The 25,823-nt window shown below is 46.6% G+C and carries 28 protein-coding genes; 16 read left to right on the top strand and 12 right to left on the bottom strand.

The annotated features are described in order from the left end of the window. From M0R47_RS09850 to M0R47_RS09870, 5 genes are all read right to left on the bottom strand, one after another. Positions 1-408: M48 family metalloprotease (locus M0R47_RS09850; protein WP_292553820.1), on the bottom strand; the 408-nt coding region annotated here is incomplete at its 3' end. Further along, positions 408-1,052 carry a phospholipid-binding protein MlaC gene (locus M0R47_RS09855; protein ID WP_292553823.1) on the bottom strand — a complete coding sequence of 215 codons (645 nt, stop codon included), beginning with the start codon at positions 1,050-1,052 and terminating at the stop codon, positions 408-410. The genes M0R47_RS09855 and M0R47_RS09850, both read right to left, overlap by 1 nt. 288 nt (positions 1,053-1,340) lie before the next feature. Beyond that, complete coding sequence (locus M0R47_RS09860; protein WP_292553826.1) at positions 1,341-2,462, bottom strand: aminotransferase class V-fold PLP-dependent enzyme; 1,122 nt, start codon at positions 2,460-2,462, stop codon at positions 1,341-1,343. A 49-nt stretch (positions 2,463-2,511) separates the two neighbouring features. After that, entirely contained in the window at positions 2,512-3,033 is a 522-nt protein-coding gene (locus M0R47_RS09865; protein WP_292553829.1) for a DUF2380 domain-containing protein, read from the bottom strand. Between the two features lie 20 nt (positions 3,034-3,053). Beyond that, positions 3,054-4,136 (bottom strand): DUF3047 domain-containing protein, encoded by a 1,083-nt coding sequence (locus M0R47_RS09870; RefSeq protein ID WP_292553832.1) that lies wholly within the window; start codon positions 4,134-4,136, stop codon positions 3,054-3,056. A gap of 86 nt (positions 4,137-4,222) precedes the next feature. Here M0R47_RS09870 and M0R47_RS09875 point away from each other — a divergent pair, with 86 nt between their 5' ends. The 6 genes from M0R47_RS09875 (at position 4,223) to M0R47_RS09900 (ending at position 10,504) form a co-directional block, all read left to right on the top strand. After that, complete coding sequence (locus tag M0R47_RS09875; protein ID WP_292553835.1) at positions 4,223-4,987, top strand: helix-turn-helix domain-containing protein; 765 nt, start codon at positions 4,223-4,225, stop codon at positions 4,985-4,987. Between the two features lie 116 nt (positions 4,988-5,103). Then, positions 5,104-5,478: a VOC family protein gene (locus tag M0R47_RS09880; RefSeq protein ID WP_292553838.1), complete on the top strand. Its 375-nt coding sequence runs from the start codon at positions 5,104-5,106 to the stop codon at positions 5,476-5,478. Between the two features lie 19 nt (positions 5,479-5,497). Further along, a complete protein-coding gene (locus M0R47_RS09885) occupies positions 5,498-5,896 on the top strand; it encodes a nuclear transport factor 2 family protein (protein WP_292553841.1) in 399 nt (132 codons plus the stop codon). Positions 5,897-5,983: 87 nt separating this feature from the next. Then, on the top strand, positions 5,984-6,295 hold the full coding sequence (locus M0R47_RS09890) for a tautomerase family protein (RefSeq protein ID WP_292553844.1): 312 nt from the start codon (positions 5,984-5,986) through the stop codon (positions 6,293-6,295). A 235-nt stretch (positions 6,296-6,530) separates the two neighbouring features. Then, a complete protein-coding gene (locus tag M0R47_RS09895) occupies positions 6,531-8,459 on the top strand; it encodes an ATP-dependent endonuclease (protein ID WP_292553847.1) in 1,929 nt (642 codons plus the stop codon). Continuing rightward, positions 8,444-10,504 carry a UvrD-helicase domain-containing protein gene (locus M0R47_RS09900; protein WP_292553850.1) on the top strand — a complete coding sequence of 687 codons (2,061 nt, stop codon included), beginning with the start codon at positions 8,444-8,446 and terminating at the stop codon, positions 10,502-10,504. Before M0R47_RS09895 ends, M0R47_RS09900 begins: the two co-directional genes overlap by 16 nt. A gap of 6 nt (positions 10,505-10,510) precedes the next feature. Here the strand turns inward: M0R47_RS09900 and M0R47_RS09905 are convergent, their stop codons facing one another. Both M0R47_RS09905 and M0R47_RS09910 read right to left on the bottom strand, forming a co-directional pair. Beyond that, positions 10,511-10,750 (bottom strand): DUF2442 domain-containing protein, encoded by a 240-nt coding sequence (locus M0R47_RS09905; RefSeq protein ID WP_292553853.1) that lies wholly within the window; start codon positions 10,748-10,750, stop codon positions 10,511-10,513. A gap of 8 nt (positions 10,751-10,758) precedes the next feature. After that, on the bottom strand, positions 10,759-11,028 hold the full coding sequence (locus M0R47_RS09910; RefSeq protein ID WP_292553856.1) for a DUF4160 domain-containing protein: 270 nt from the start codon (positions 11,026-11,028) through the stop codon (positions 10,759-10,761). Between the two features lie 165 nt (positions 11,029-11,193). Here M0R47_RS09910 and M0R47_RS09915 point away from each other — a divergent pair, with 165 nt between their 5' ends. Next, positions 11,194-12,582: an OFA family MFS transporter gene (locus tag M0R47_RS09915; RefSeq protein ID WP_292553858.1), complete on the top strand. Its 1,389-nt coding sequence runs from the start codon at positions 11,194-11,196 to the stop codon at positions 12,580-12,582. Positions 12,583-12,624: 42 nt separating this feature from the next. On the opposite strand, the gene M0R47_RS09920 is transcribed toward M0R47_RS09915, so the two are convergent. The 5 genes from M0R47_RS09920 to M0R47_RS09940 all read right to left on the bottom strand — a co-directional run bounded on the left by M0R47_RS09920 (position 12,625) and on the right by M0R47_RS09940 (position 17,283). After that, the gene (locus M0R47_RS09920) at positions 12,625-13,953 is read right to left on the bottom strand and encodes a cobyrinate a,c-diamide synthase (RefSeq protein ID WP_292553861.1); all 1,329 of its coding nucleotides are present in this window, start codon (positions 13,951-13,953) and stop codon (positions 12,625-12,627) included. Between the two features lie 122 nt (positions 13,954-14,075). Further along, positions 14,076-14,378 carry a ferredoxin gene (locus M0R47_RS09925; RefSeq protein WP_292553864.1) on the bottom strand — a complete coding sequence of 101 codons (303 nt, stop codon included), beginning with the start codon at positions 14,376-14,378 and terminating at the stop codon, positions 14,076-14,078. A gap of 2 nt (positions 14,379-14,380) precedes the next feature. Continuing rightward, positions 14,381-15,058: a CbtA family protein gene (locus M0R47_RS09930; protein ID WP_292553867.1), complete on the bottom strand. Its 678-nt coding sequence runs from the start codon at positions 15,056-15,058 to the stop codon at positions 14,381-14,383. Continuing rightward, a complete protein-coding gene (locus M0R47_RS09935) occupies positions 15,051-15,176 on the bottom strand; it encodes a hypothetical protein (RefSeq protein ID WP_292553869.1) in 126 nt (41 codons plus the stop codon). Before M0R47_RS09935 ends, M0R47_RS09930 begins: the two co-directional genes overlap by 8 nt. Positions 15,177-15,618: 442 nt before the next feature. After that, a complete protein-coding gene (locus M0R47_RS09940; RefSeq protein ID WP_292553872.1) occupies positions 15,619-17,283 on the bottom strand; it encodes a Na+/H+ antiporter in 1,665 nt (554 codons plus the stop codon). A 502-nt stretch (positions 17,284-17,785) separates the two neighbouring features. Between M0R47_RS09940 and M0R47_RS09945 the strand changes: the two genes are divergently transcribed. The 9 genes from M0R47_RS09945 (at position 17,786) to fae (ending at position 25,744) form a co-directional block, all read left to right on the top strand. Beyond that, complete coding sequence (locus M0R47_RS09945; RefSeq protein ID WP_292553875.1) at positions 17,786-18,508, top strand: DUF5765 domain-containing protein; 723 nt, start codon at positions 17,786-17,788, stop codon at positions 18,506-18,508. 71 nt (positions 18,509-18,579) lie between these two features. Continuing rightward, positions 18,580-19,515: a nucleotidyltransferase domain-containing protein gene (locus tag M0R47_RS09950; protein ID WP_292553878.1), complete on the top strand. Its 936-nt coding sequence runs from the start codon at positions 18,580-18,582 to the stop codon at positions 19,513-19,515. Then, the gene (locus M0R47_RS09955) at positions 19,503-20,165 is read left to right on the top strand and encodes an HAD family phosphatase (RefSeq protein ID WP_292553880.1); all 663 of its coding nucleotides are present in this window, start codon (positions 19,503-19,505) and stop codon (positions 20,163-20,165) included. The genes M0R47_RS09950 and M0R47_RS09955 overlap by 13 nt, the downstream gene beginning before the upstream one ends. A gap of 67 nt (positions 20,166-20,232) precedes the next feature. Further along, complete coding sequence (locus M0R47_RS09960; RefSeq protein WP_366513190.1) at positions 20,233-21,195, top strand: beta-ribofuranosylaminobenzene 5'-phosphate synthase family protein; 963 nt, start codon at positions 20,233-20,235, stop codon at positions 21,193-21,195. A gap of 11 nt (positions 21,196-21,206) precedes the next feature. Next, positions 21,207-22,346, top strand: a complete 1,140-nt coding sequence (locus tag M0R47_RS09965) for an ATP-grasp domain-containing protein (protein ID WP_292553883.1) — start codon at positions 21,207-21,209, stop codon at positions 22,344-22,346. Then, positions 22,324-23,361 carry a methenyltetrahydromethanopterin cyclohydrolase gene (mch, locus tag M0R47_RS09970; protein ID WP_292553885.1) on the top strand — a complete coding sequence of 346 codons (1,038 nt, stop codon included), beginning with the start codon at positions 22,324-22,326 and terminating at the stop codon, positions 23,359-23,361. Before M0R47_RS09965 ends, mch begins: the two co-directional genes overlap by 23 nt. A gap of 2 nt (positions 23,362-23,363) precedes the next feature. Further along, entirely contained in the window at positions 23,364-24,269 is a 906-nt protein-coding gene (locus M0R47_RS09975) for a RimK family alpha-L-glutamate ligase (RefSeq protein ID WP_292553888.1), read from the top strand. After that, positions 24,266-25,117, top strand: a complete 852-nt coding sequence (locus M0R47_RS09980) for a triphosphoribosyl-dephospho-CoA synthase (protein ID WP_292553891.1) — start codon at positions 24,266-24,268, stop codon at positions 25,115-25,117. Before M0R47_RS09975 ends, M0R47_RS09980 begins: the two co-directional genes overlap by 4 nt. Before the next feature lie 117 nt (positions 25,118-25,234). After that, a complete protein-coding gene (fae, locus tag M0R47_RS09985; protein WP_292553893.1) occupies positions 25,235-25,744 on the top strand; it encodes a formaldehyde-activating enzyme in 510 nt (169 codons plus the stop codon). The last annotated feature ends 79 nt before the right edge of the window (positions 25,745-25,823 follow it).

Raw genomic sequence — 25,823 nt, forward strand, 5'->3', positions numbered from 1 at the left:
CAATACCGCGGTAATCTCCCGCATGGTCAGTGTAGCGAGCAGCGAATCACTCAGGCCGATACCTGAGTTTTTCGATGTACCCACAGAGAAAGCATTCATTAGCTGAGTGGGCAAGTAGTAAAGCTCGGGCGGGGCGGGTAGTTCGGCGCGGTTAGACAATTCCTGTGTTATCTGATAAAGGCCGGGGGCATCATGCGCCGACAGTAATTTGCCTTGATACAGGGAAAAAATAAAAGACGGCGAGATGTTGGGACTAATGGCCAGTATCAGAACACCTAAACCCGCCGCCCATAAAATGCCCTCGATCCCGGCTATAATAAAACCTAATAATGACAAGATGGCGCCCATACAAAGAAAAAGCACCAAGGTGTGGATGAGGTTTTTTAGTTTGTGGCTAAAAGCGGTCATTAGGAGCCTTTTGCTGCAAGCGCCTCGGCATTACGTTTGGCAAGATTATCAATAACCGCGCCTAATGAGCCTTTGGCTTTAATTTCTTCATTAAAGGTCGAGCGATAATTGGTTACCAGGCTGACACCGTCAATCATAATATCGTAGACTTTCCATTCGCCTTTACTCAGGTACATTCGGTAATTTACGTTGACCGGTTGAAGGCTGGGCTGAAGAACCTCTGTTTTTACCACGACTTTTGTACTCTCATTGGACATATCAAGCGGCAAAAAGCGTATAGTCCAATCGTTATATTCCACAAATGCTCTGGAATAGGTTCTTATGATCAGCGTCTGAAACTCGCGTTTAAACCGCTCCTGTTCTTCAGACGTCGCTGTTTTCCAATACTTCCCCAAAACTAACGGTGCGATCTTGTCGAAATCCGTATGTACGGTAACAACGCTCCTAACGTATTGCGTAACTTGAGCAAAGTTCTGGGTGAATATTTTGTCCTGTAGCTTCGTCTGTAATTGCTCCGAAACACTTTGTATGATTTGCTGCGGGGGTTGCAAATCATCGGCCGCTACTTTGTTGATAGGTATTAAACCAAGTAATAGCGCAAAAAATAAATTAATAATCAGGTATTGCTGAGTCCGGTTTCGCATAATACGCATGTGGGTTAAAGTGACTGGATTACTTAGGGAGGCGCTGATTAAATCCTTTGACAGGCTCGGAATGAACGGTAAGCATTTGATTTTTTGTTGTTAGCTTTGCCAAGCCATGAGCAAAATCGATTTATTCAGCGCTTTCTTAGGTTTGTCTATTGTCTTACGACTTTCATTTATCATCATGTCGACAGTTTTCATAAAACGCAAGTTGGATCGATTGCGTATTGACAAGTCACTGGCTGGATGAATGAACTGTTAAGCATCAAGAAATACCAGTATTGTTTGCTATAGCGAACCAATTAACTTAAACGCCCGGTCGATTTCCTCAAAGGTATTATAAAAATGAGGAGAAAATCTTATGCCTCCACCTCGCAAGGCGCAAACTACGCCGCTTTTCTGCAAATGTTTGTATAACACCTCGTTTTCAATCGTCCGGTGCTTGAAGGTAACAATGCCGGATTTCAGCCGGCTTTGCCTGGACGTCAATAAAATCAATTGCGCGTTTTTAGCAATCGCATCTATTACATAATCGGATTTTTCTAAAACCTGCGTTTCGACTGCGGCCATGCCGGTTTCAAGCAACAAAGACAAACTGGCGGAAAGAGCATGGATGCCCAGCATGTTGGGGCTGCCGCATTCGAATCGGCGGGCGGTGGGGTGAACTTCCCACGGCTGGTTTTCGTAATTATGGGTGTCTTTCATCATATGCCAGCCGTACTGGGTCAGCTTCAGCTTGTCTCTGGCTTCAGGCGTGGTGTAAAAAACGCCCAGGCCTTCGGGGCCGAACATCCACTTATGGCCATCCGCCATCACAAAATCCGCCTGGCAAGCCTGCACGTCAAATTGCACCGCGCCCAAGCTCTGGATTGCGTCAACGCAAAACAGGATGCCGCGCCGCTTGCAAAAATCGCCGATCCTTTCCAGGTCCATACGCAGGCCCGAGGCAAACTGTATGGAGCTGATAGTCAACAAGCGCGTGCTGTCATCGACCAAGGCAAATAAAGCATCCTCGGGCGTATCCGCGCTGTGCAGGTCGGCCTGGCGAAACTCCACGCCCTGATCGGCCAGGGATTCCCACGGCAGTCGGTTGGACGGGAATTCCTCATTGCTGGACACGATATTGTCGCCGGGCTGCCACGTTAAGCCGTAGGCGACAAAGGACAAGGCTTCCGAGGTGTTTTTAACCAGCGCAATATCGTCAGCAGAAGGGGCGTTTAGCAAAGCCTGCAATTGGCTACGCAGTTCGGCTTCCTTGTTCAGCCAGTCCAGGTAGAAGTGCGAGCCGTAGCGGGTATTTTGCTCTGCAAACCTGATCACCGCCTCGCCGGTTCTTTTAGGCCAGGGGCCGACAGCGGCATGGTTAAGATAAATTAATTCGTCGGTCAACGGGAATTCAGGATGTTTCATGGTATCAATCAAAGATGGTTAGGATGACCCTCCCAAGCTCACAAACTGTCTAGGGGGCATGTTTAAGCGATGAATCGGCAAGCTGCATAATACGGGCCGTCAACTTTTTTGCAAGCGCGTTGATGCCTCTTTCAGTGACTTTTGGATGAGTGCCTTTGAGTTCAGTAGGAAAGTCTCCGGCGAGATTTTGGTTTTTTACATTGATCAAATGCGCCATCACATAGGAATACAAAAAGCTGTGTTTGCTGTGCTGTCCAACCACCACCCAGTCTGCGCCGGATTGCTTGCCTAGCTTGGCGGCAATGTCATTGAAGTTGAACAAATAGCCCACGCCAGCCGTTGCGGTATTCTGGTCATTGATGCTGATTTGAACAATTTCATAATTGCCAAGTCGACTGATAGCCTGCTCAAGCAAGGGTTTCATTGATGCTGTGCGGGTTAATTCCTCCGGCGCATTCGGTAACAAAGTGACGTCAAGTAACTCAAAGTTTAATACGGCAATGCGGGGAGCGGCATTAACGGGGTGACTAAAAACCAGGTAAAACCAAAATATTAAGCCAATAAGTTTCATGTTATTCGCTCCGGTTAAAGCTATTGCACAGGCACTACACGGTTATCGCTCAGGAAGCTGATGTCCGCATACTGGCATACGCCTTCCTCACGCTGAAACAGGCTGACCGCAATCAGCCAGACTTTAACGATGTTGCCCGGTATCGCTCCGCCTATCGCATTAATATAGTCCTGATAAACGTCGCGATCTTCATTAAACCATTCGCCCAAGCCCTGTGAGCCTGAGCGGATCACGACATGCGTCTCGCGGTCGGCCCAGGTCGGTATCGGGCAGCGATAGGACGTTTCCGGCGGCAGTTCGGCGCTCCAGTAATAGGTAATGTCCTGGCCGTTATCGAACTCGACCGCGATGCTTAAATAGTCGTGGGTGGGCAGAGTGTCTTCCCGCACGGCGGAGGGTAGGGCATCCATCTTCCACGACCAGCGCAGGCGGGTATCCGGTTTAAAGGGCAGGGCAACCGGTTTTTGCAACAAGCCGACGTCACTGTGGGTATGACAGCAGATTGCCGATTTTTTTGCCGGCGCTGCACAGGGTTGGTAAATTTCAGCGGGGCCTACGAACCACAAGTAATCCCAGCCTTCCGGCTTAATAACGGGAGAAACCAGCCGGTCGATTTCCATGGCGATCAGGTTATTCACGTCATCGTATTCGGCAAGGCTTTTCAAGCCATCCAGCGTATCGACCTGCCAGCGAATCAGCAGCACGGCCAAATTGCCTGTGACCCTATCGTACACTTCATCCGGGGTTACCAGATCGCCGGTTTTGCTGAGCCATTCTCCCGGAAAATAACTGGCCAGATAAAGCCGTCCCGATTGCTCTGCGGTAAAGCTATGGCTATCGCGGGTGCCGCGGAATATCTCGCCATCCCGGCCGATACGAAACCACAGCTGGAAATTGGGTTCCAAGGTGATGGGCAGGTCTTTAAACCGGGTTTGCCCGGCGGCGAATGAAGTGAAATTATCGCCGGGTACAACGTCAAGGCCGGTATCTATCCAGGGTTTTTGTTCGGACGGAATTTCAAAGAAGTGATGCTCGTAAATAACGCCTTTTGCAACACTGCCCAGTAAATTGTTAAAGCCTGATTTAAACTCAATAATATTCATAGTATGCCCTTGTTGGTAACGTTCATAAAAACCAGCTGGACGGATTATAATCAGGCTATTGCAATTAAATCTTGTATGAACTTGCTATGTTAAAACTTTATCCCGCTTATATGCGCTTGTTCATCTGGCGAGGGCGGTCACTTTATTTCGGCCCGTCGGTGCATCTGGATGCGCACGCTTATGCAACGGTGACCTTGCATGTGGGCATCTATCGGCCTTTCAGGATAAAGGTCGGTAATGGTACATGGCAAAGCTGCCGCTGTGCGATAGTTCCCGCCGGTACCCGGCATGAGCTTGATTTTGAGGGCGGCATCCACGGCAAGTTGTTTATCGAACGCGACAGTTCCGATTTTCTGTATTTCAAGCGCCGGTTTTCATGCACGGGGCAATTGCCGGCATTATTTCAGGATGAGGAAGTGATCGAGCAATTGCGCTGGATTTATGAGTTCAATCCCGACAAAGCCGTTATCGAAAGCTGCCTGGACGACTTGCTGCGCTACGACGGCGAGCTGAATTTGGTAGTTGATCCACGCGTACAGGCTGCAATCGACTTGATTTGCGATGAGCCGGATTGCAATTTCTCGCAACAATATCTGGCCGATAGGGCCGATCTATCGCCGTCCCGTTTTTTGCATTTGTTCAAGCAGCAGACCGATGTCCCTTACCGGCGCTTCAGGACATGGAAGCGTCTGTTTCTAGCTTTGGATAGTTTAAGCGTCACCGATAATCTGACTATTGCCGCGCTGGATGCCGGCTTTTCCGATGCGACCCATTTCAGCCACAGCTTTCGCGAGACTTTTGGTATCAACCCGGCGTATGTGTTTCGCGGTATCAATCGTTTTGATGTTTAAACGCTGATTGCATCTGTTAGCCGCCGGTTAAATCCTGTAAATTGCGCAAATAGTTTTATTGTTTGCCTTGCTGTAGCTCCATTTCACCATTGTTTAAAAAATTATAGGAAAATTTTATGATCGGATATATCACTCTCGGCACCAACAACTTCGAGCGCGCTGCGTCTTTTTACGATGGCTTGCTCGCCGAATTTGGGGCGCAACGCGTTAGAGACACTGAGATGTACATCGCGTGGGGAACCGGGCCTGCGCAAACAGCTTTGAGCATCATCAAGCCCTTCGACGAGAAGCCGGCGACAGTCGGCAACGGCGTCATGGTCTCGCTTTATGGCGGTAGCCAGGAGAAAGTGCACAATGTATACGCAAAAGCGCTGGAATTGGGCGCAACCGACGAAGGTGAGCCCGGCCCGCGCGGCGATACTGGTTTTTACGGCGCTTATTTTCGTGATTTAGACGGCAACAAGCTGTGCGTGTTTTATATCGCCCAGTGATTAAAGTAATTCGCCGGTTATGATCCGTTTCGACGATCCGGTACAACAAGAAGTCTGGGCAACCGTTCGCGCGTTGAACGATGCCTGGACCCAAGGCAACCCGGACGATCTGGTGCATTATTTTCACCGCGACATGGTGGCGATTACCGCTACCGATCGTTTGCGCCGCGAAGGCGGCGCGGACTGTATTGCCGGCTGGAAAGGATTTGCTGAGGTTGCGCGTATTCATCGTTGGCAGGAGATCGATCCGATAATCCATGTTTATGGCGATGCCGCAGTAGTTGCGTATTATTACGACATCGCGTTCGACATGAATGGGCAAACCATGAATTTGGGCGGGCGCGACATGTTTTTCCTGGTCAAGGAAGACGGCCGTTGGTGGGTCGTGGCCGACCAGTTTTCTTCATTTCCGGACTGATAGAACCCATCTGGCCCAAATCAAAATTTACAGCATTAGATAAAACCTTATCCCGATTCGTGAGTGGCTATCGGACGTAGTCCACGAATGCGTGATGGAAGCTTTGCAGTTTCCGCCGATAAACGCGCGCATCGTTTCTTTCCGATGGCGAAAGAAGATATGTTTTGCCCGGCAGGCCGCACCGAAGCTCACACCATTATCAAGATTGCGATGATTACAGGCTGGTCGATTGAAACCAAGAAGAAATTGTTCCGGCTGCTGTTCGACAGGATCAAAAATAAGATTGGTATTGATCATCAGGTCGTTGAAATCTGTATCATCGAAAGTCCGGCTGAAAACTGGGGCTTTCGTGGCATGCATGGCGATGAGGTTAAGTTGAATTGCAAAATAAATATCTAAAAAATCAGTTGCAATTAATTTGTCTCTTTCGTTGGAGGTATCAATCGGCACTCATTTGTAAGTCTAGGCCGACATACAGATTTTAAAGAATAGAGGAAAATAAAGTTATAGCTGAGATCGGCTTAGAGTAGTGTAAGACGGTCTTGGCCGGTGGCGATTTGTAAATGGGATATATCACTATATGCCATCACATCATATGATGCGAAAAAAAGACAATATTCTATAAGGATCTTAAGTGTATATTAATAAAATAAATATAAAAAATTTCAGGCTATTACGAGATACAACCTTAGATGTAAAAAAAGGATTATCACTTTTAATCGGGAAAAACAATAGTGGTAAAACTTCATTCATAGTTATCTTTCAAAAGTTTTTTCAAGGGAATGATAAGTTTAATTTAGATGATTATCCTTTATGCCAGCGTCAAAAAATCCTAAACATTACAGAAACCACTCCAGATAGTGATCTAACGATCCAAATGATTGTTGAAATTAAATACGATGCGAATGACGATTTAAGTTATTTGTCAGAATTTATTTTAGATTTAGATCCATCGGTAGATACCGTAAATGTGCTTTTTGAATGCAGGATTGATAAGTCAAAATTATTAAAAAGTATTTCAGATAAATCAGAGCCGGATAAAGAAAGATATATTTGTAAAAACATCAGCAAATATACAAAAAATGAACTCTATGTTTTTCAAGATGAAAGTGACTTAGACTGGCATGACCGGACTAACTTAGTTAAAAAAGATTTGACTGCGCTCAAAGAAGTTATCAATTTGCAGATAATACATGCCAAACGTAATGTCGCTAGCTCAGAGGGATCAATTAGAGATAAACAAGCATTATCTTCATTGACTACTAAGTTCTATAACGATAACAGCAAGTCTTCCGAAAGTGACTTTTCCTCAATCAATCAAATGATGATTGATATGGACATAAATTTAGAAAAACAATATGCAACTGTATTCGATGATTTTCTAAAAAATGCCAAGGACTTTTTAAGCTTACAGAATCTCAAAGTCATTTCGAATATTCAATCTAACGAATTGGTTTCAAGTTCTTCCCAAGTTGTTTATGGAAACGATGGTCACGTATTACCTGAACACCTAAACGGCTTGGGTTATATGAATATCATCTATTTACTATTAGATATAGAAATTAAGAAATACAATATTATAAAAGATAATAAACCGATCAATCTTTTATTTATTGAAGAGCCGGAGGCTCACACTCATCCGCAAATGCAGTATGTGTTTGCAGAGCAAATAAAGAAAATAATTAAAGATCCAGAAAATTTACAAACTTTAATTACAACACATTCATCCCATATAGTTTCGAAATGTGATTTTAAAGATATTCGATATTTGTTGAAAACTGACGATCAAAATATTTTAATCAAGAACTTTTATAATGAATTAAGAAAAGCATACACGGAAGAAGAGCATTTTAAATTTTTAGTGCAGTACTTGACACTTCAATCTTCTGAGCTATTTTTTGCCGACAAAATAATTTTTATTGAGGGGACAACGGAAAAGATTTTGCTTCCATACTTCATAAAACAATTCGACGAAAAGTTTAAGCCTGCCGAAGCATTAGCATCTCAGCATATTTCAATATTAGAAGTCGGTGCAAATGCTAAAGTTTTTGCGCCATTTCTTGATTTTTTGGGTATTAAAACACTTATTATTACTGATATTGATTCAACAAAAAAAGTAACAAACTCTGCAATGCCTGTAAGCGATTCAGACAACACAAGCAACTATACACTAAAGCATTTTTATAAAGCTCCTGAAAAAGATGCTCCAGAATTTCCTGAATGGTATATGAAATTGACAAAAGGTGAATTAACTATTGAGGGAGGTATTGTTAAAGTAGCTTATCAGCTTGATGAAGATGGTTATCACGCAAGAAGTTTTGAAGATGCTTTTTTGCACATCAATAGGGAGAAATTAAAGCCTCTTGGTGATAAGGTGCATGGATTGAAGAATAAAAAAGATCTTCAAAATGAAACGATGAATACATTCGATTTGACGAATAGTATAGTGGATAGTAAATCTTCCTTTGCTTCCTCATTGTTATACCAAGCTTTAACAAATGATGATTTAGATTGGGAAATGCCGCGTTATATTAGGGAGGCATTTTCATGGCTAGTGAATTAAATGCGTTAGATAAAATTAAAGATTGTCTCTTGAATGGCCATGACTTTGTTCTTCAAGGTGGTGCAGGTTGCGGTAAAACTGAAACATTGAAGCAGTTAATTGATTTTATTTCAACGGAACATCCTAATAGAAAAATTGCCTGTATCACTCATACTAATAAAGCAGTCGACGAGATTAAATCTAGGATCGATGGCGAACATGTCGTTAGTACTATTCACTCTTTTTTAAATACTTTAATCAAAGATTATAAAAAAAATATTCATCAAGTTATCTATGAGCTTTTTAAAGTCGATTTCATGGAAAGACTTGATCTGTCAAATTACGTCGATGAAAAAGAGCAAAAAAGTAAAGAGCATGAAAAATATAAAAAGATTTACGAGAAATATTCAGATAAATATTTTTTATTATTTGGAAAACGTATAGATAAGGTTGAGGGTAAAAGAGTTTACGATACCAAGCCAGAAGAATTTAACAGCGATCTGAATGAGAGAATTTCAGTTATTAATAATAAAATAGAAGAAGAGATACTAAGCAAGGGATTTAAGTCTATAGAATATAATGAAACACGTTTTAATAACTTTAAAGATCTTACGTTTGGACATGATGGTTTGATAGATATCGCGTCTTTATTAATTAATAAATATCCGCTTTTAGGAAAGGTTCTGAATGATAAGTTTGACTATATTTTTATTGATGAGTATCAGGATACAGATAAACAAATAGTGGATTTGTTTTTAGTGAAATTACCTGAAAAAAACAAACCTGTGATCGGTTTGTTCGGTGATTCTATGCAGTCAATTTATGGAAATGGCATAGGTAATGTAGAAGATTATGTTAGAACTGGCATATTAACAAGAATAGAAAAAGAAGATAACTATAGATGTTCTCCACAAGTTATCAAGTTTATCAATCTGCTTAGAAATGATGGTTTAAATCAAGAACTAGCACTAAAAATCAGAAATGGAGAAGAAGAGCCGCTAGAGGAAAGACAAGGGCAAGTTGAATTTTTATATGCAGTTTGTGATAAAAAACCTAGTTCGAAGAGTTCGTATACTGATACTGATAAGGAGATGTATATAAATTCGCTTAATGACTTAATCGACAAAACTTATTTTAGTGGCGACTCTAAAACATTATTGTTAAGTAATAAAGCGGTTTCTGTAAAAGCTGGTTTTCCTAATCTATATAAAGTTTTTTCAGATAGGTATAGAGAGCCAAGAGAAGAAATTGAAAAAATATTAACTAAACTGCAACTGTTAGATTTATTTGAGCTATGTAATGCTTATGAAACTAAAAAATATAACTTTATTCTTTCAAAGTTAAAAAATTCTGGGTTATCAATTAAGACGGTTGCAGATAAGATAAATATCAGCACTAATATTCAGAAGATCATTGATTCAGACAGAGGGGCCGTTAATACAGTCGAGACTGCTTTTACATTAAACCTTTTGAAAAAATCAGAATCGTTTGTGACATATAAGCATAGAGTTGAAAAATTCTTAGAGGAAATTAGCCAAGATGCTGATTTTGCCAAATTCGAAGAGGACTATTTTAATGATGGCCATACATTGACGAAAATGCAAAAAAAGAATCCTGGAATTGATGAGGATGATTTTAAGGAACAAGAGCGAAACGTAAAACAAAAACAATTTCTTGAAGCCCTTTTCTCAGATAGGGTTACATTTGCAGAAGTGCTTAACTTTTTCAAATACGAGGATGAACAAACACCATACATAACAATGCATAAGACCAAAGGCACTGGAATTGATAATGTGTTAGTAGTTCTTGATGAGTATTTTTGGAATGAATACGACTTTCGTACAGCTTTTGATCCTGATGAAGAAAATCTTAAGAAAAAGGAGAAAAACTTGCAGTTGTTGTATGTCGCTTGTTCAAGAGCTAGATTTAATCTTCGGTGTGTAAGGCTTATTTCTGATGAAGAGGAGAAGCTTTTCACAGATGCTTTTGAGCATTTTGATTCAAGACGTATCGAGTTAGAATTATCAGAGAGGTCGGGTTATGTGCTTGGAACTAGCTATGACTGATTTTCGCTAGTCAGTCAAAGGAACTGATCTGTCATAGAGCGTTTCCGGTGCAATATCCAAGTCGCCCGGCCAACATACGGTATCCAATGCCACAAACGCTTGTTTAAATAAGGAAATGTCTTGCAAGCGCGTAAATACGCCGCGATTCAGATAGGGCCTTGCATCGAACAAGCGGTGATCTCCGGTATTGAACCAGAGCTCCAGGGAATAATCTTCGCGAGGTATTACACGAATAACTGCTTCCATGACTACGCCTAACGTAAAGGATCGATAGGAAACGGGGCTTGACCATTAACGGCCAGATCCCAATCCGCAAGCAAGGATTCGCGATGAATTTCAATCCATGCCTGAACCAATCGAATTTTTGCCATCGGAATTGTTCCACTTAAGATTTCTCCATCAGTAATGGAGAATGATGCTTCCTGACCTTGGTATTTTGCATGGATATGAGGCAATTTATGTCGATCATCATCATAGAAATAAAGACAAATAACGATGCCGTAAAACATGCTAATGGTGGGCATAAAGAGTACTCGGTAAATTTGGGACCAAGTAAGTATAACAAATTTTTATTGCTTCACGCTTCGGCGCTCTCTCTTTAGCCCGCCCAGTCAGTGCCATCCATGTTCTGTTATTTTATAATGATCAGTCTCAGTTATTACTTACTAAACAACAGGAACAAAGTTTTTATGTCGACGTGGTTGGCTTCATCCTTTTTATCTAAAGACAGAATTATTGCAAAACCGGATTTTAACCGCTGGCTGGTGGCTCCCGCCGCGCTGGCGGTGCATTTGTGCATCGGCCAGGTTTACGCATTCAGTGTTTTTAATCTGCCGTTAACCAAGGTTCTTGGTGTGACCGAATCATTGCCGGAAGACTGGAAGTTGACCGAATTGGGCTGGATATTCAGTTTGGCGATCATGTTCTTAGGGTTGTCGGCGGCATTTGCCGGAAAATGGCTGGAGGTTGTCGGGCCGCGCGTGACGATGTTCTGTTCGGCGCTTTGCTTTAGCTGCGGTTTTTTTATTGCGGCGCTCGGCGTGGAGTTGCATCAAATTTGGCTGCTGTGTTTGGGCTACGGCGTATTGGGCGGTATCGGTCTGGGGCTGGGTTATGTGTCGCCGGTTTCGACGCTGATCAAATGGTTTCCGGACCGGCGCGGCATGGCGACCGGCTTGGCAATCATGGGTTTTGGCGGCGGCGCAATGATTGGTGCGCCGTTAAGCGTGTTTTTAATGAAGCATTTTGCGACGCCTGCATCGATCGGCGTTATCGAAACGTTCATGACCATGGGCTGTATTTACCTGATTTTTATGATGATCGGCGCTTTCACTATCCGTTTGCCGGAAGAGGGCTGGTTGCCGGAAAATTTCCAGCCGGACACGCGCAAAAGCAAGCTGATAACCGACAAGCATGTGCACGTCGAGCAGGTGCTTAAAACGCCGCAGTTTTATCTGCTGTGGCTGGTGTTATGTTTGAATGTGACGGCCGGAATCGGCGTGCTGGGCCAGGCTTCGGCGATGAGCCAGGAGATGTTTAAGGATCAAATCACGCCCGAAAAAGCCGCCGCGTTTGTCGGCATGCTCAGCTTCTTCAATATGGGCGGGCGCTTTTTCTGGTCGACGCTGTCGGATTATTTAGGCCGGAAAAGCACCTACTTCACCTTCTTCATGCTGGGCTGCATCCTTTATTCGATAGTGCCTTATACCGGACGGATGAATAATGTCTGGCTGTTTGTGGGTTGCTATGCGGTCATTATGAGTATGTACGGCGGCGGTTTCTCGACCATACCGGCTTATTTGGCTGACATTTTCGGCACCAAATACGTCGGCGCCATTCACGGCCGCTTGCTGACTGCCTGGGCCACGGCCGGAGTTGCAGGGCCTGTGCTGGTCAATTACCTCCGCGAAAGCCAGATCGCGCAGGGCGTGCCTAAAGCCGATGCCTATAATATGACTATGCAGATCATGGCCGGCCTGTTAGTGGTCGGTTTTTTCTGCAATTTGGCCATCCGGGCTGTCGATGAAAAACATCATATCCAGCATGATGAAGTGGATGATGACTACGAGGCTGCGTAAAGGTGTTGGTTATAAAAACTCAACACCTTTAATTCGCACCGTTTAAGGCAAAAACAAGTGCGCCGCGGCAGCGGGATTTGAAGGGAAATAACAATGCAGATAGCTGGCCGTTAATTTGTTTAGCTGATAAATGGCTTCGCCTGCCGAAGTGTTAAGTTCACGCTGGCCGAATGCGGCAGGCGTAAGCGGCGATTCGACTTGGGAATAATGGAAAGTGTGGCTGCGCAGCACGCCGCCGGGCATCGGCGCAGATTGAAATCCCAAGCCCTTCAGGCGGGTTTGCATGACGGCGTGTCCGGGTAACAATCCGGCCATGTCGCCCCGATTTCCGGTTTTATCGGTTAACGATTCCAGCAAATACAGCATGCCGCCGCATTCGGCATAAATCGGCTTGCCTTGTTGAAAATGCGTTTGCAATGAAACCTTCATCGCCAGATTATCCTGTAGCGTTTGCAAATACAGTTCGGGATAGCCGCCCGGCAGGTAAATGCTGTCCACATCAGGCAGCGCGGCATCGGCAAGCGGCGAAAAGAAAGCCAAAGTGGCGCCCATATTCCGCAATAGATCCAGATGGGCGGCATAGATAAAAGAAAAGGCCGTGTCGCGGGCAACGCCGATGCGAACACCCGATAACAGTCGAGGCGGCGCTTGATGACCGGGCGCGGTAAACTCGACCGCTTCCGGCAAGTTCGCCAATCCGGTCGCGGCAATGGCCGTTGCGGCGGCTGACATGCGCGAGTCGAGATCAAGCACTTCTTCAGCCTGGACCAGGCCCAAATGCCGTTCCGGCAGCTTGAACAGGCTGTCGCGGGATATTCCGCCAAAGTACTCTAGGCCGGGCGGCATGCCTTGTTTGATCAGGTCGGAATGATGCGGGCTGCCGACGTTATTGGCTAAAACACCGGCGAACAACAGTCCAGGCCGATAGTTGGCAAGTCCGTAGGCAATGGCTCCCACCGTTTGTGCTGCTCCTGATGCGTCAATCACGGCCAGTACCGGCACCGAGAACAGCTCGGCTATATCGGCGCTGCATGGATCGCCATCGAACAAGCCCATGACGCCTTCGATAAGTATTAAGTCGGCTTCCAGTGCGGCTTCGTGCAGCAAGCGCCGACATTCGGCTTCGCCCGTCATCCAAAGATCAAGCTGGTGTACAGGCTGGCCGCAAGCGCGCTCAAGTATCATCGGGTCGAGGAAATCGGGACCGCTTTTGAAGACCCGGACTTTGCGTCCTTGCTCGACATGATAACGGGCCAGTGCGGCGGTAATGGTGGTCTTGCCGTGATTGGAGCCGGGCGCAGCGATGAATAGAGCGGGGCATTTAGGTGAAAGCGGATTTGCTTGCTCTGCGGGTTCTTTGTTGGTGTTCATTTCCAGATAATTTCGGTTAAATTAGTAATAGCGCCCCCTTACGGATTGGGGTGCAGGCAATAAATTATATCGCTTAATGCGTCACTGCTTCCTGAGTTGTTCTTACTGTATCCCTGCCTTCGTCAGACATCGCCGATGCCCAGGCGGTGGATAATGTGTTCGCTGACTTCGATGTTATTTTCCAGATGCTCGCTGACGATACGCTCCAGCACTGACTCGTCGGTACAGGAATACCAGACGCCTTCAGGGTAGACAACCAGGATCGGGCCGTTTTTACAGACAGCGAAACAGTTTGAGCGAGTGCGCTTAACTTTGAGTTGAGGGCGGGCATCGATTTTCCGGCCCAGTTGCTGAAACGCTTCTGCGGCGTTTTCGGAACAGCGCAGGTCTGTGCACATCAGTACATGTTTTTCGTGGGTTCTCATGATTATTTTTTGTAAAAATGTCCCATTAAACCGCCAAGGGCCAGCCAAAAGACAGCGTTGGCAAAAACAGTGGCGACTATAAAAAATTGCGTTAATTCGGCAGGTGCCGCACTGCTATGAACTTCCGGCTGCGGCGTGTTTATTAAATGGGGAGCTGCCAGTAACACAGCACCGAAAAACTTGTTGGTCCAGGTTTTGGCAAAAGCCGGCAGCGACAGTCCGAAACCGGTAGCAAGCACCGCTATCAGCCACCAGCTTTGCCGATCTGCCAGCTTGGCCGCTTCAGTGCTCGGAATTTCCAGCGGCAATCCCAAAGAAGGGGCGGCGAAAAAGGTAATATAGCCTGCCAGCCCCCACAGCAGCCCAGTGCGCCAACTGCCGGGGCGTCCGCATAAACACATGATTGAGCCAAGCAGCAAGGCAAAGCCCATGCCCAGACTGATATTGGCTATTATATTAAAAAATGTCCGTTCCAAGTATTCAGGTTGCCAGTCATGAGCTGCGTGGCCGTTTCCCAGGTTGGCGATAATCGTAGCGGGGGCGCTTCCTTCGTACACTTCAGTGTGAAATAAATTCGGGATAACCCGGATTTGTTGAGCGGCCGTTAACAACAAGCCCGCCAGTACGCCCGCCCGGAGAGCCGCAGTAACAAGTTCTCTTATGGTAGCCGTATTAAACATAAATGATACGGAAAACCGGCGGAATGTCGTCCGGTATAGCGAACAGGATTTTATCTTTTAAGGCTTGATATCCGGCTTGCGTTTGAGAGTTATCATGTAAAACAAATGTTGATGACATTGGTTTTCTCCTGGATAAAGAAACAGCAAAGCCGGGAATATCGCCGGGGTAATCTGTATAGAGGGAGAAAATGCAGGACGGCGCGAAAGGTCAATCCATTTGCTCCTTCGGCACGCAAGTTGGGTTATCGTTTCAGGCTGGTCACCGGACTCATTGGAGTGGAGATTAATACCTTCCGTGCATCAAACAGTGCATTTACCCATCTTTTAACTTGTTTAGCGTGTGGGCGTTGTTTGCCCTTAAGCGAACTTGCCGACGTTTTAATTTAACCCTGTCGATGATGGTACATGAACACTTAAGTTAAACAAAATTAGTACATTCACTGATTAAAAGCCAACAAGAATCAGCCATTCCGGCAGTTATGCGTAGCGTGTAGCTCATTCCATCGGGGGGATTTTGAAATTGTCATTGAGAGAGGGGGTTATCTTTGATCGGGTAATTTCTACGACTTTTTGGAGGGCTTCTTAGTGATTTTTCTGGTGGTTTTTTTAGTGCTTTGCACATACGAGACGCGCAGTTCTCCGATGCCGATCCGCAGTGCCTCGACATCGAGCTCATGTTCAAGATGATGCAGGACCTCGTCGCTGATTACGTCTTCGTTCCGAAGATTAATCACGGCCAATCGCTCGGCCGTTAGGGTCTCGTGCCGCAAACGCCTGAATGCTTCGGTTACTTCTTTCATGCCTTCCGTGTCGGGGGCTTCAGAATTGACATTGCGTTGCAAGCGACGGCTGTAGTGAATACGCAGTTGTTCGACATGATCAGGAACCGTCCAGTCTTCATCGGTCATGGCATCAAGAAGCGTCAGGGCTGCCGTTGCTGCGCGTTCCCGAGCCTGTCTCTCTTCATATTCAATGCTCTTGTCGTCAGCTAAATTCAAGATACGGATCAGCGCCGGAAATGACAAGCCTTGCAATACCAGTGTGACCAAAATGACCATGAAGGCCATCAGGATTATTTCCGCGCGAAAAGGAAAAGGAGTCCCGGCGGCGGTGGTCAGCGGCAGAGCCATTGCGGCAGCGAGCGATACAATGCCGCGCATGCCGCACCAGCCGAGAATAAGCAGATTAGGCCAGGGCGGCATCGGGTCGCGTGCCCGTAGCGAGCGGCTTAAGAGCCGAGGCACCCAGGCCGAGACAGGAACCCATACCATGCGCACAGCGATAGCTGTCGCACATACCAGCAGGCCGTTCACAGTGAGTGCGCCCAACTGGTCGGCCGGTATCGCTTCACGAAGGGTGTCAAGTTGCAGGCCGATGAGAATGAAAATAACGCCGTTGAGTATGAATACGAGAACGTCCCACACCGCCTTGGCCTGGATTCGGGTAGTGGGTGCAACGATTGCACTGAAATGTTGGCGGATATAAAGACCTCCAGCTACGCAAGCCAGTACAGCAGAGGCATGAGCCTGCTCGGCCAGAACCCAGGCAATGTAGGGAACCAATAGTGTAATGGCGATTTCACTAAAACTGTCTTCGGTCAGCCGTAAAACCCAGCAGCTTACGACGCTGACGATAACTCCGACAGCAATGCCCATGGTTGCAGCAAGGAAAAAGTCCATAACAGTGTTACTTGGATCAAAGGTTCCTCTGACTACAGCGACAAGCGCTGAGCGGTAAAGTACCAGGGCGGTTGCATCATTGACCAGACTTTCGCCCTCCAATATGGTAACTTCCCGGCGAGGAAAGTGAAGTTGCTTCACGGTCGCAGTAGCCGAGACAGCATCTGAAGGGGAGACAATGGCTCCCAAAACAATGGCTCCAGCCCATCCAAGTCCGGGCAACACTGCGTGGGCGACACTCGCAACCGCTGCGGTTGTGGCCAGCACCAATCCTACCGCCAATAATGTGATCGGAGAAGCGTTTGCGCGAAAGTCCCGCCAAGACGTGAAATAGGCGGCAAACCACAGAAGGGGGGGTAGAAAAACCAGGAAGATGAGATCCGGGTCAAGACGAACCGTGGGTAGGCCGGGTACAAAACTCAAGACCAAACCGCCGACCACCAGCAGAATCGGATAAGGAATGGCAAGCTTGCGCGCGATTGTCGTCAAAGCGAGTACGGCGATTAATAGCAGAATGATTATTTGAAGCAGGTGAAGACCGGTCATATATTCTCCTAAATTTTGTCGAAGATATTCAAAAGCCTTAAAGCGCACCTTATCTGCGGGTAAAATTATGTGGCTGATATCATGATAAGCCCGTCGGGCGACAAACAGCTGTCTCAATAATCGATTTACACTTTTACCGCTATGTTAAAGAGGGATTGCCCGAATATTGTATTTTCGGGATTGCCTTATTTATTTTCTGGAATGATTAATTTTTCATAGGGATAACAGCGGGTACCGCCTTTGGGGCGATATAAACAAGAGGTTTTTGCTTCGAGTTTGTCGGCGTTTTGCATCAATATAGAGACATTTATGAAATGTACCACTTGCGCATCGGAATCGCCATACATGAATGCATGCAACGCTTCATCAGTAAATAATTACTGATGAGTCAGACTGCGGGTGGTCATGGCTCATTCAAGACGGTAAAATAAAAAACTACTGCAAAAAACTAAAGGTAATTTTTGCGGCGATTTTTAACAAATAATGAGTTAGGGAATAATTTATGTGTTTTAGTGCTGATATGTCTCTGGGGCTGGGTCTGGCTGGACTGGCTGCATCGGGTGTTACTTTTCTGGATAAAAATGAGCCGTTGTGGGTTCGGGTTGCCAGGTCTTACGCCATTTTTCATTTTGCCTTGATGGAATTCATTCAGTATTTTGCTTATCCGGTCGCAGATCAGTGCGGTTATGGTACGAATCAACTTCTAAGCGAGCTGTCGGTGTATCATATAAGTTTGCAGGCACTAGCCATTATGCCCGCGTTGGCGACTTATTCATCCGACAAAACAGCGCTGAAAAAGGCGACCATCATCGGCGTAATGCTCAGCTCTTCATTTCTGGTTTTCAGTTTTCTGCCTAAAGAAAAACAATTGTTTGAAATTGCCCCGAATTTTATAGGCAATATGGTCTCGTGCCTGTTCATGGGCAAATATCATATCGGCTACCACATCGGCAGTGCGTATGGTTTGCTGGTTACGTGGGGTTCGTTATTCGGTTTGGCGATCAGCGGATTTGTCTGGAAAGATAACTGGCGTATCGCTTCGTATCATTTTGTCATGGCGATCATGACGTTGTTTATGCCGCAGTGGATGTTTGGAGTGTCGACCGGCGAAGCGGCGGCGATGTATTGCTTTTATTCGATACCGATTACGATCAGCTTTATGCCGTACTTTAAAAAGTTCTTTACGGCACCGGCCGCAACAGATGAGCGCGAATTTGCCTATTAGGCATTATGCGCCCTGCCAGTCTGCCTGGATTTCATGCGTTTTACAAAAATAGCCCGACTCGTTTCCTAATTATGTTTTTTGCCAAAGATTTTATTGAAACTGCGGAAGGGCTTATTTTTGCTGTGGTTGAGCAGGGGCTGGAAGATGGCAAGGTACTGTGCTTTTTGCGCTACGTGCGTGACTCTTCCGGATGGAAAAAGGTTGGCACTGAACAGGCCAATCATCTGCTGCAACAACGGTATGCAGAGTATCTGCATTATTCTCCGGTTCTAGATGCGCATTTGCATGCGGTCGCGACAGGCCGGATCGTCAAGCATCATCAGCCCAAACACAGGTTGCAGCAGCTTATGCAAGCGGCGCAACATGATATTGTCGAGCAGGATTTGTTCCGGTTGTGTCAATTGCTTGAACAACACGGCCTGGATTTGGCGCAGATCGGCATTACCGGTTCTTTGCTGATCGGCGTGCAAAATTCAGGTTCGGATATCGATCTGGTTTGTTATGGCCGGGATGTTTTTCACCAATGCAGGGCAATTGCCCGCAAGCTTATCAAACTGGGCGATTTGCAAGCCCTGAATGATCATGATTGGCAGCAGTCTTACCAGCGCCGGTCATGCGATTTAAGCTTTGATGATTATGTCTGGCATGAGCAGCGTAAATGCAACAAGGCCGTGATTAACGGGCGGAAATTTGATTTGAGTTTTATCGATCATGGCGCAAGTCCTGAGTCCGTTGTGTACCAAAAATGCGAGGCAATTACTTTGCGCTGCAAGGTAATTGACGATGCTCATGCGTTCGATTATCCCGCTGAATTTAAAATAGACCATCACCGGATCAGCTCTATTGTCTGCTTTACGGCGACTTATACCGGGCAGGCTGTTACCGGGGAAATGATCGAGGTATCAGGCGTGCTGGAGCAATCGGAGCAAGGTGTTAAACGCATCGTGGTTGGTTCCAGCCGTGAAGCGCATGGGGAATATATTAAGGTTGTTCATTGCTTAAGTTAGCTGATTTTGATGCGGTTATCTTCGATATGGACGGCTTGGTCCTGGATACCGAGAGCACCTATATTGTCGCTTGGCAGCAGGCCGCAGATGCGATGGGCTATGAGTTTTCAGATGATTTTTGTCTGTCGCTGTCAGGGTGTCATTACAAGGATGTGGAACTGAAACTGGCTGAACATTGCGGGGCCGAATTTAATCTGCAAACCTTTAACCGCCTAAGTAGCGATTTTTGGCGTGAATATGTCGATGTTCACGGCATAAAAATCAAGCACGGTTTTTTTGGGTTGCTGGAGCTGCTGATCCGGCAAAAAATACCCTATTGCATGGCGACCAACAGCCCGGCGGAAAATGCGCTGGAATGTCTTCAGCTGGCCGGAATCGAAGAGCTTTTTTCAATTGTCGTCACCCGTGAGCAGGTTCGGAACGGCAAGCCGGAACCGGATATTTTTTTAAAGGCTGCCGAGTTGATGCAATCAGACATCAGTCGGTGCTTGGTGATTGAAGATTCGCTTGCCGGTATCGTGGCGGCGTCCCGAGCGGGGGCTGTTACGGTGCTGGTGCCGTCGACAGCGCAAATCGATCCGCTGGCAATTGAACTGTGCGATTTGATGGTCAGCGATCTGGAGCAATTGACAAGCATGATCCACGCTTAGTTCGCAGCCAATAGGCCGATCATGTATACTTCCAATATTTTTTGCAGCACAAACATAGCCATAATCCTTGATAGTTCAACATTCTAAAGTCTCAGTCATTGCTCCCGCCAGACTGCACATGGGGTTTATTGATTTAAGCGGATCATTAGGCCGACATTTCGGCAGTATCGGCGTTGCGCTTAATGAAATCAGCACTCGTCTGTCAGTCACCCGTGCGGAGCAGTTCGCCATTACCGGCCCAGCCGCACAACGGGCCGAGAAATGCATGTCCAAGTTGTGCGAAGCGCTGCATGTACCCGACAAGCTCAGCATCACCATTGAAACCGCAATTCCGGAACATGTAGGCTTGGGTTCCGGCACGCAAATGTCGCTGGCGATCGGTGCGGCGCTTAATGAATTTTACGGGTTGGGGCTTAGCGTGCGGGAAATCGCCGCCGTGGCTGACCGGGGCTTGCGTTCCGGCATCGGTATCGGTGTTTTCGAGCAGGGTGGCCTGGTTGTCGATGGCGGCCGTGGCGAAAAAACCATTACCCCGCCGGTCTTGGCTCATATGGATGTGCCGGACGAGTGGCGGTTTATTCTGGTGTTCGATGAACGAGGCCAAGGCTTGCACGGTCAGCAGGAAATACAGGCTTTTGAAGAGCTGCCGCCTTTTCCCCGGCAGGAAGCTGCGCGGCTATGCTATTTATTGTTGATGCAGGGACTGCCTGCAGTGGCTGAAAACGATATCGTTAGCTTCGGTGATGTGATTACTCAGTTGCAACGCTCGGTTGGAGAACATTTCTCTTCGGCCCAAGGCGGCGTTTTTACCAGTCCCGAAGTGGCGGCGGCCATGCAATGGCTGGAACGGCAAGGCGCTGTAGGTATCGGCCAGACTTCATGGGGGCCGACCGGGTTTTGCGCCATTGATGGGGTTCAATTGGCTGAAACAATCGCCGATCAGGCAAGGCAAGAGTTTGCACATTTCGATAAGTTAAGTTTTGTTGTCGCCAGTGCGCGAAACAGCGGCGGGGAAGTTTTTGTCGGTTAATGTGATGTAACGTGGAAACGCTACTGATAGTCGCAGGTTCAGCGCGCATGCTGGCGCAGGCTGCGAAAAGCACAGGTTTAAAGCTCTTGGTCATTGATCTGTTTGCTGATCTGGACACCCAATGTTATGCGGAAGATTTCCAGCAGATCGCATCGTTAGCAGAACAAGACTTGGCACCTGCTGTAGATTATTTTATTCAAAGTTATGTGGTAAAGCATGTCATTTACGGCAGTGGTTTTGAATGTTTTCCGGAAAGTCTGCGTTATCTATATAGTCGATTGATTGTGTTGGGAAACCATCCTGAGGTCTTTGCAAGACAGCTGGATAAACCGGCGTTTTTTTCAACACTGGATGATTTAAGTATTCCGTATCCGGAAGCTGCTTTTAGCGCGCCAGCTTGTACAGATGATTGGCTGATTAAGCCTATGCAGGGGCAGGGCGGTATCGGAATAAAACATTACCATGCCAATGATAAGGCAAAGGTGCCGGTTTACTGGCAAAGGTTTCAAGCCGGAGTGCCACATTCAGTGCTGTTTCTGGCTGACGGGCAGCAGGCGCAAGTCGTCGGTTTTAATAGCCAGTGGCCGATTCGTTTAAGCGAGACTCAGGAATTTGTTTTTTCAGGCGTGGTCAATTGCACTGATCTGCCGGAGGAACACAAAGCGCAGGTAGCGGACTGGCTAAAGCAGACGGTTCCGGCATTTGGACTAAGAGGCTTAAATTCGCTGGATTTTATTCATGCGGATGGATGTAGTTATGTTCTGGAAATCAATCCTCGGCCTTCTGCCAGTATGCAGTTATATGATGAAGATTTGCTGGTACGGCATATTCAAGCCTGTGAGGGGACTGTGGGGGCGACTTCAGCCGCCCAATCTCTGGCTTTAAGGCGGCTGAAGTCGCCCCCACAGATCGGCTATCAAGTCGTTTATGCCGAGCAGGATTTAATCATTCCAAGCCCATTCGAATGGCCGCCTTGGTGCATGGATTTGCCTAAACCCGGCGATATGTGTCGCGCAGGACAGCCGATTTGCAGTATTATTGCGCACCAAAAAAACTCACAGTCGGTAGCGGAACAGCTGCGGGCTAAACAACAACTTATCATTAGTAAACTAAAAGGTTTTGACCGTCATGGAATATACAGCCAGCGTTAACAAATTGACCCAGCCCTTGGTTCAGCATTTACTCGATAATGCGGATAAATTACGTTTAGGTGTGGAAAAGTTAGCCAATGGCTGCACCATCATTGATGCGGGCATTAAAGTGCCCGGCGGCATCGAGGCGGGTCGTATTATTGCTGAAATTTGTCTTGGCGGCATGGGTACTGTAACCATCAGCCACAGTCCTTATACAACCAACTGGCCGCTGTCTGTGACTGTGCATACCGGCAATCCGGTTCTGGGTTGTTTGGGCAGTCAATATGCGGGCTGGAGTTTGTCTCATGAGAAATATTATGCACTTGGTTCAGGCCCCGCTCGCGCTATGGCAACCAAGACAAAGGACGGCAAGCAGGAGCCTGTTGAAGAGTTGTACAAGGAATTAGACTATCAGGACAGTAATGATTCCACTGTCTTAGTCATTGAAAACGATGCAGTGCCGCCAGTTGAAATCGTCGAAAAAGTCGCCGCAGCCTGTAAGATTGATCCTTCAAAACTGACCATTATCGTTACCCCGACCAGCAGTCTGGCCGGTGGCGTGCAAGTGGTTGCGCGCGTGCTTGAGGTGGCCATGCACAAGGCTCATGCCTTGCATTTCCCACTAGAGAACATCATCGACGGCAGTGGCAGCGCACCGATCTGCCCTCCGCACCCGAATTTTGTCAAAGCCATGGGTCGCACCAATGACGCCATCCTGTTCGCAGGCCAAGTGCATATTTTCGTGAAAGGCAGCGATGAAGAAGCTGAAAAACTGGCTAAGGAACTGCCCAGCTCAACATCTAAGGATTACGGCAAGCCTTTTGCGGATATCTTCAAACAGTATGAATACGATTTCTTTAAGATCGATGCGATGCTGTTCAGTCCAGCCAGCGTTATTGTGACTGCGGTTGAGTCCGGTAAAAGTTTCCGTGCGGGCAAGCTGGATAATGCCTTGCTGGATCAATCGTTTGGAGCGTACGACTGCAAGGATGCAGGAGATAGAGCAACTCAGGAGCAGTTGCCGAGAGCGTAGGCGTGGGTCGTATAGCAATTTTTACCGATGATCCCGGCTGGCATGGCAAGCAATTAAGCTTGGCCTTTGCCAGTCGCGGCTACAGTTGTGACTATGTTTCGTTGACGGAATGCCGGTTTGCAATCGAAGCCGGCCAACAACCGATCTTTATTCCTGGTTTCGAATATGAACTTCCGGACGCGGCTTTTGTACGCGGCGTGCCCGGCGGTTCGCTTGAGGAAGTCGTGTTGTATCTGGATTTTTTGCACGCATTAAAGGCGATGGGAATTCCTGTTTACAATGACGGGCACGCGGTAGAACGCAGCGTCGATAAGGCCATGACCAGTTTTTTACTGCACAATGCGGGGCTGCCGACGCCGATGACATGGGTGCTGCGTGATCATAAAGAAGCGTTAAGGATTGCCGAAACTGAACTAAAACAGGGTAATTTACTGATTAGCAAGCCGTTGTTCGGCTCGCAAGGCGAAGGCATACGTCGGATAGAAAAATCGACTGATTTATTCTGGCTGACCAGCAGTCACGGCGTTTATTACTTGCAACGTTTTGTTCATTGCCATGGCGAAGGTTTTTCCGATCACCGCGTTTTTGTGATTAACGGCCGGGCGGTTGCGGCAATGCGAAGACGCGGAACATTCTGGCTGAATAATGTTGCTCGTGGCGCCTCTTGCGAGCTGATTGGTTTAGAACCTGAAATGGTCGATATGGCCGTTAAAGCGACGGCCGCATTGGCAATGGACTATGCCGGAGTCGATATTATCCGGGACCGGGACGGGCGCTGCACGATCATTGAAGTTAACAGCATCCCGGCCTGGAAAGGGCTGGAAAGCGTTTGTGACGTTAATATTGCCGGGCTGATGGTGGACGATTTAATCGCCCGCAAGATGAACAAAAAAACTGTCGCAGCATGACGATTTCGCCAGAGCACCTTGGCGAGCTTTACCGGCAAGCCTGCGAGGTTGACGTGCAGGCATTCAAACCCGGTAATGTCAGTGTTTATGCGGATGGACATGAAATGACGGTGGCCGACTTCAGAACCAGTGCCAAAGTCAGCGCGGAACCCCTTTGTAATCCTGAGTATTCCTTGGGCGAAAAAATTTACTATGCCGTCAAGGCAACGCGCGAGGCGGTAGGTTGCAATACCAATTTAGGCATTATTTTGCTTTGTGCGCCATTGATTCAGGCAATCAGCCATAAAAATCAAGGATTAACGTTAAGACAGGCGGTAAGCAAGGTTCTTAGAGAAACAACGCTAGAAGACGCCGATTGGGTTTTCAAGGCCATTACCTTAGCGTCCCCAGGTGGACTGGGTAGTTCTGATGAACAGGATGTCCATGAAAAAGCGTCGGTTACATTGCTTGAGGCGATGAAAATAGCCAGCGCGAAAGACCGCATTGCGCTCCAATACGTAACTGATTATCAGGAAATTTTTAATTTCCTACTTTTAAGGTATAATACCGGACTTAATCGATGGAGTGACCGGAATTGGGCTGCAGTGGCGGTGTATGCTGACATGCTGAGTCAATTTCCCGATAGCCATATCGAAAGGAAGTACGGAAATCAGTATTCTGAGATGGTAGCTAGCAGAATGGCTCGGCTCAGTGAGGAGATGTCCAAAACTGATAATCCTGAGCAAATAAAGCCGTTGCTTTTTTGCCTGGATCAGGAGCTTAAGCTTTATGGTATAAATCCGGGTACTACAGCTGATATGATTGTGGCCACAGTATTAACGGCATTTTTAGAGGATCTTAATCAGTAACAAGAGTGTTACTAATAGGGCTTCAAATGGAATTTGTTAAAAACAAATAAGGGGACATTAATAATGTCGATAGTAGATTCAATTTTTTCATTTTTTTCTTCACAGGGGATAATAAGCATGGCTAAAATTAATAAATTATGCGTTGGCGAATCTTTAGTTGGTGAAGGCAACGAAGTTGCTCACATCGATTTGATGGTTGGACCACGTGGTTCAGCTGCTGAAACTGCATTCGCAAACTGTTTGACAAACAACAAAGACGGCTTTTCTAGCTTGTTGGCTGTTGTTGCTCCTAACTTGATGGTAAAACCTTCAACTGTTATGTTCAACAAAGTAACAATCAAAGGCGCAAAACAAGCTGTTCAAATGTTTGGCCCAGCACAACGCGGTGTTGCTATGGCTGTTGCTGATTGTGTAGAAGACGGCACAATCCCTGCTGCTGAAGCTGATGATTTATTCGTATCAGTCGGTGTATTCATTCACTGGGCTGCAGAAGACGATGCTAAAATCCAACAATACAACTACGAAGCTACTAAAGAAGCTCTGAAACGCGCTGTTGCAGGTACTCCTACTGCTTCTGAAGTTGTTGCTGCTAAAGGTACTGCTGTACATCCATTCGCTGCTAACTAAGTTTTATTTAGTTACCAAGAATGATAAAAATACCCCATTTGATGGGGTATTTTTTTGCCTAGAATTTATAGGCAAAGGA

Origin of the sequence: Methylobacter sp. (genome assembly GCF_023227905.1) — a bacterium.
In the GTDB taxonomy this organism is placed as follows: Bacteria; Pseudomonadota; Gammaproteobacteria; order Methylococcales; family Methylomonadaceae; genus Methylobacter_A.

Excerpts from the sequence above, each read along its gene's own strand:
- mch (WP_292553885.1), top strand. The coding sequence starts at position 22,324 with ATGGAATATACAGCCAGCGTTAACAAATTGACCCAGCCCTTGGTTCAG.
- M0R47_RS09980 (WP_292553891.1), top strand. The coding sequence starts at position 24,266 with ATGACGATTTCGCCAGAGCACCTTGGCGAGCTTTACCGGCAAGCCTGC.
- M0R47_RS09935 (WP_292553869.1), bottom strand. The coding sequence starts at position 15,176 with ATGTCATCAACATTTGTTTTACATGATAACTCTCAAACGCAAGCCGGA.
- M0R47_RS09905 (WP_292553853.1), bottom strand. The coding sequence starts at position 10,750 with ATGGAAGCAGTTATTCGTGTAATACCTCGCGAAGATTATTCCCTGGAG.
- M0R47_RS09875 (WP_292553835.1), top strand. The coding sequence starts at position 4,223 with ATGTTAAAACTTTATCCCGCTTATATGCGCTTGTTCATCTGGCGAGGG.
- M0R47_RS09950 (WP_292553878.1), top strand. The coding sequence starts at position 18,580 with ATGTTTTTTGCCAAAGATTTTATTGAAACTGCGGAAGGGCTTATTTTT.
- M0R47_RS09920 (WP_292553861.1), bottom strand. The coding sequence starts at position 13,953 with ATGAACACCAACAAAGAACCCGCAGAGCAAGCAAATCCGCTTTCACCT.
- M0R47_RS09930 (WP_292553867.1), bottom strand. The coding sequence starts at position 15,058 with ATGTTTAATACGGCTACCATAAGAGAACTTGTTACTGCGGCTCTCCGG.
- M0R47_RS09865 (WP_292553829.1), bottom strand. The coding sequence starts at position 3,033 with ATGAAACTTATTGGCTTAATATTTTGGTTTTACCTGGTTTTTAGTCAC.
- M0R47_RS09925 (WP_292553864.1), bottom strand. The coding sequence starts at position 14,378 with ATGAGAACCCACGAAAAACATGTACTGATGTGCACAGACCTGCGCTGT.
- M0R47_RS09860 (WP_292553826.1), bottom strand. The coding sequence starts at position 2,462 with ATGAAACATCCTGAATTCCCGTTGACCGACGAATTAATTTATCTTAAC.
- M0R47_RS09915 (WP_292553858.1), top strand. The coding sequence starts at position 11,194 with ATGTCGACGTGGTTGGCTTCATCCTTTTTATCTAAAGACAGAATTATT.
- M0R47_RS09870 (WP_292553832.1), bottom strand. The coding sequence starts at position 4,136 with ATGAATATTATTGAGTTTAAATCAGGCTTTAACAATTTACTGGGCAGT.
- fae (WP_292553893.1), top strand. The coding sequence starts at position 25,235 with ATGGCTAAAATTAATAAATTATGCGTTGGCGAATCTTTAGTTGGTGAA.
- M0R47_RS09910 (WP_292553856.1), bottom strand. The coding sequence starts at position 11,028 with ATGCCCACCATTAGCATGTTTTACGGCATCGTTATTTGTCTTTATTTC.
- M0R47_RS09880 (WP_292553838.1), top strand. The coding sequence starts at position 5,104 with ATGATCGGATATATCACTCTCGGCACCAACAACTTCGAGCGCGCTGCG.
- M0R47_RS09855 (WP_292553823.1), bottom strand. The coding sequence starts at position 1,052 with ATGCGAAACCGGACTCAGCAATACCTGATTATTAATTTATTTTTTGCG.
- M0R47_RS09940 (WP_292553872.1), bottom strand. The coding sequence starts at position 17,283 with ATGACCGGTCTTCACCTGCTTCAAATAATCATTCTGCTATTAATCGCC.
- M0R47_RS09885 (WP_292553841.1), top strand. The coding sequence starts at position 5,498 with ATGATCCGTTTCGACGATCCGGTACAACAAGAAGTCTGGGCAACCGTT.
- M0R47_RS09945 (WP_292553875.1), top strand. The coding sequence starts at position 17,786 with ATGTGTTTTAGTGCTGATATGTCTCTGGGGCTGGGTCTGGCTGGACTG.
- M0R47_RS09890 (WP_292553844.1), top strand. The coding sequence starts at position 5,984 with ATGCGTGATGGAAGCTTTGCAGTTTCCGCCGATAAACGCGCGCATCGT.
- M0R47_RS09900 (WP_292553850.1), top strand. The coding sequence starts at position 8,444 with ATGGCTAGTGAATTAAATGCGTTAGATAAAATTAAAGATTGTCTCTTG.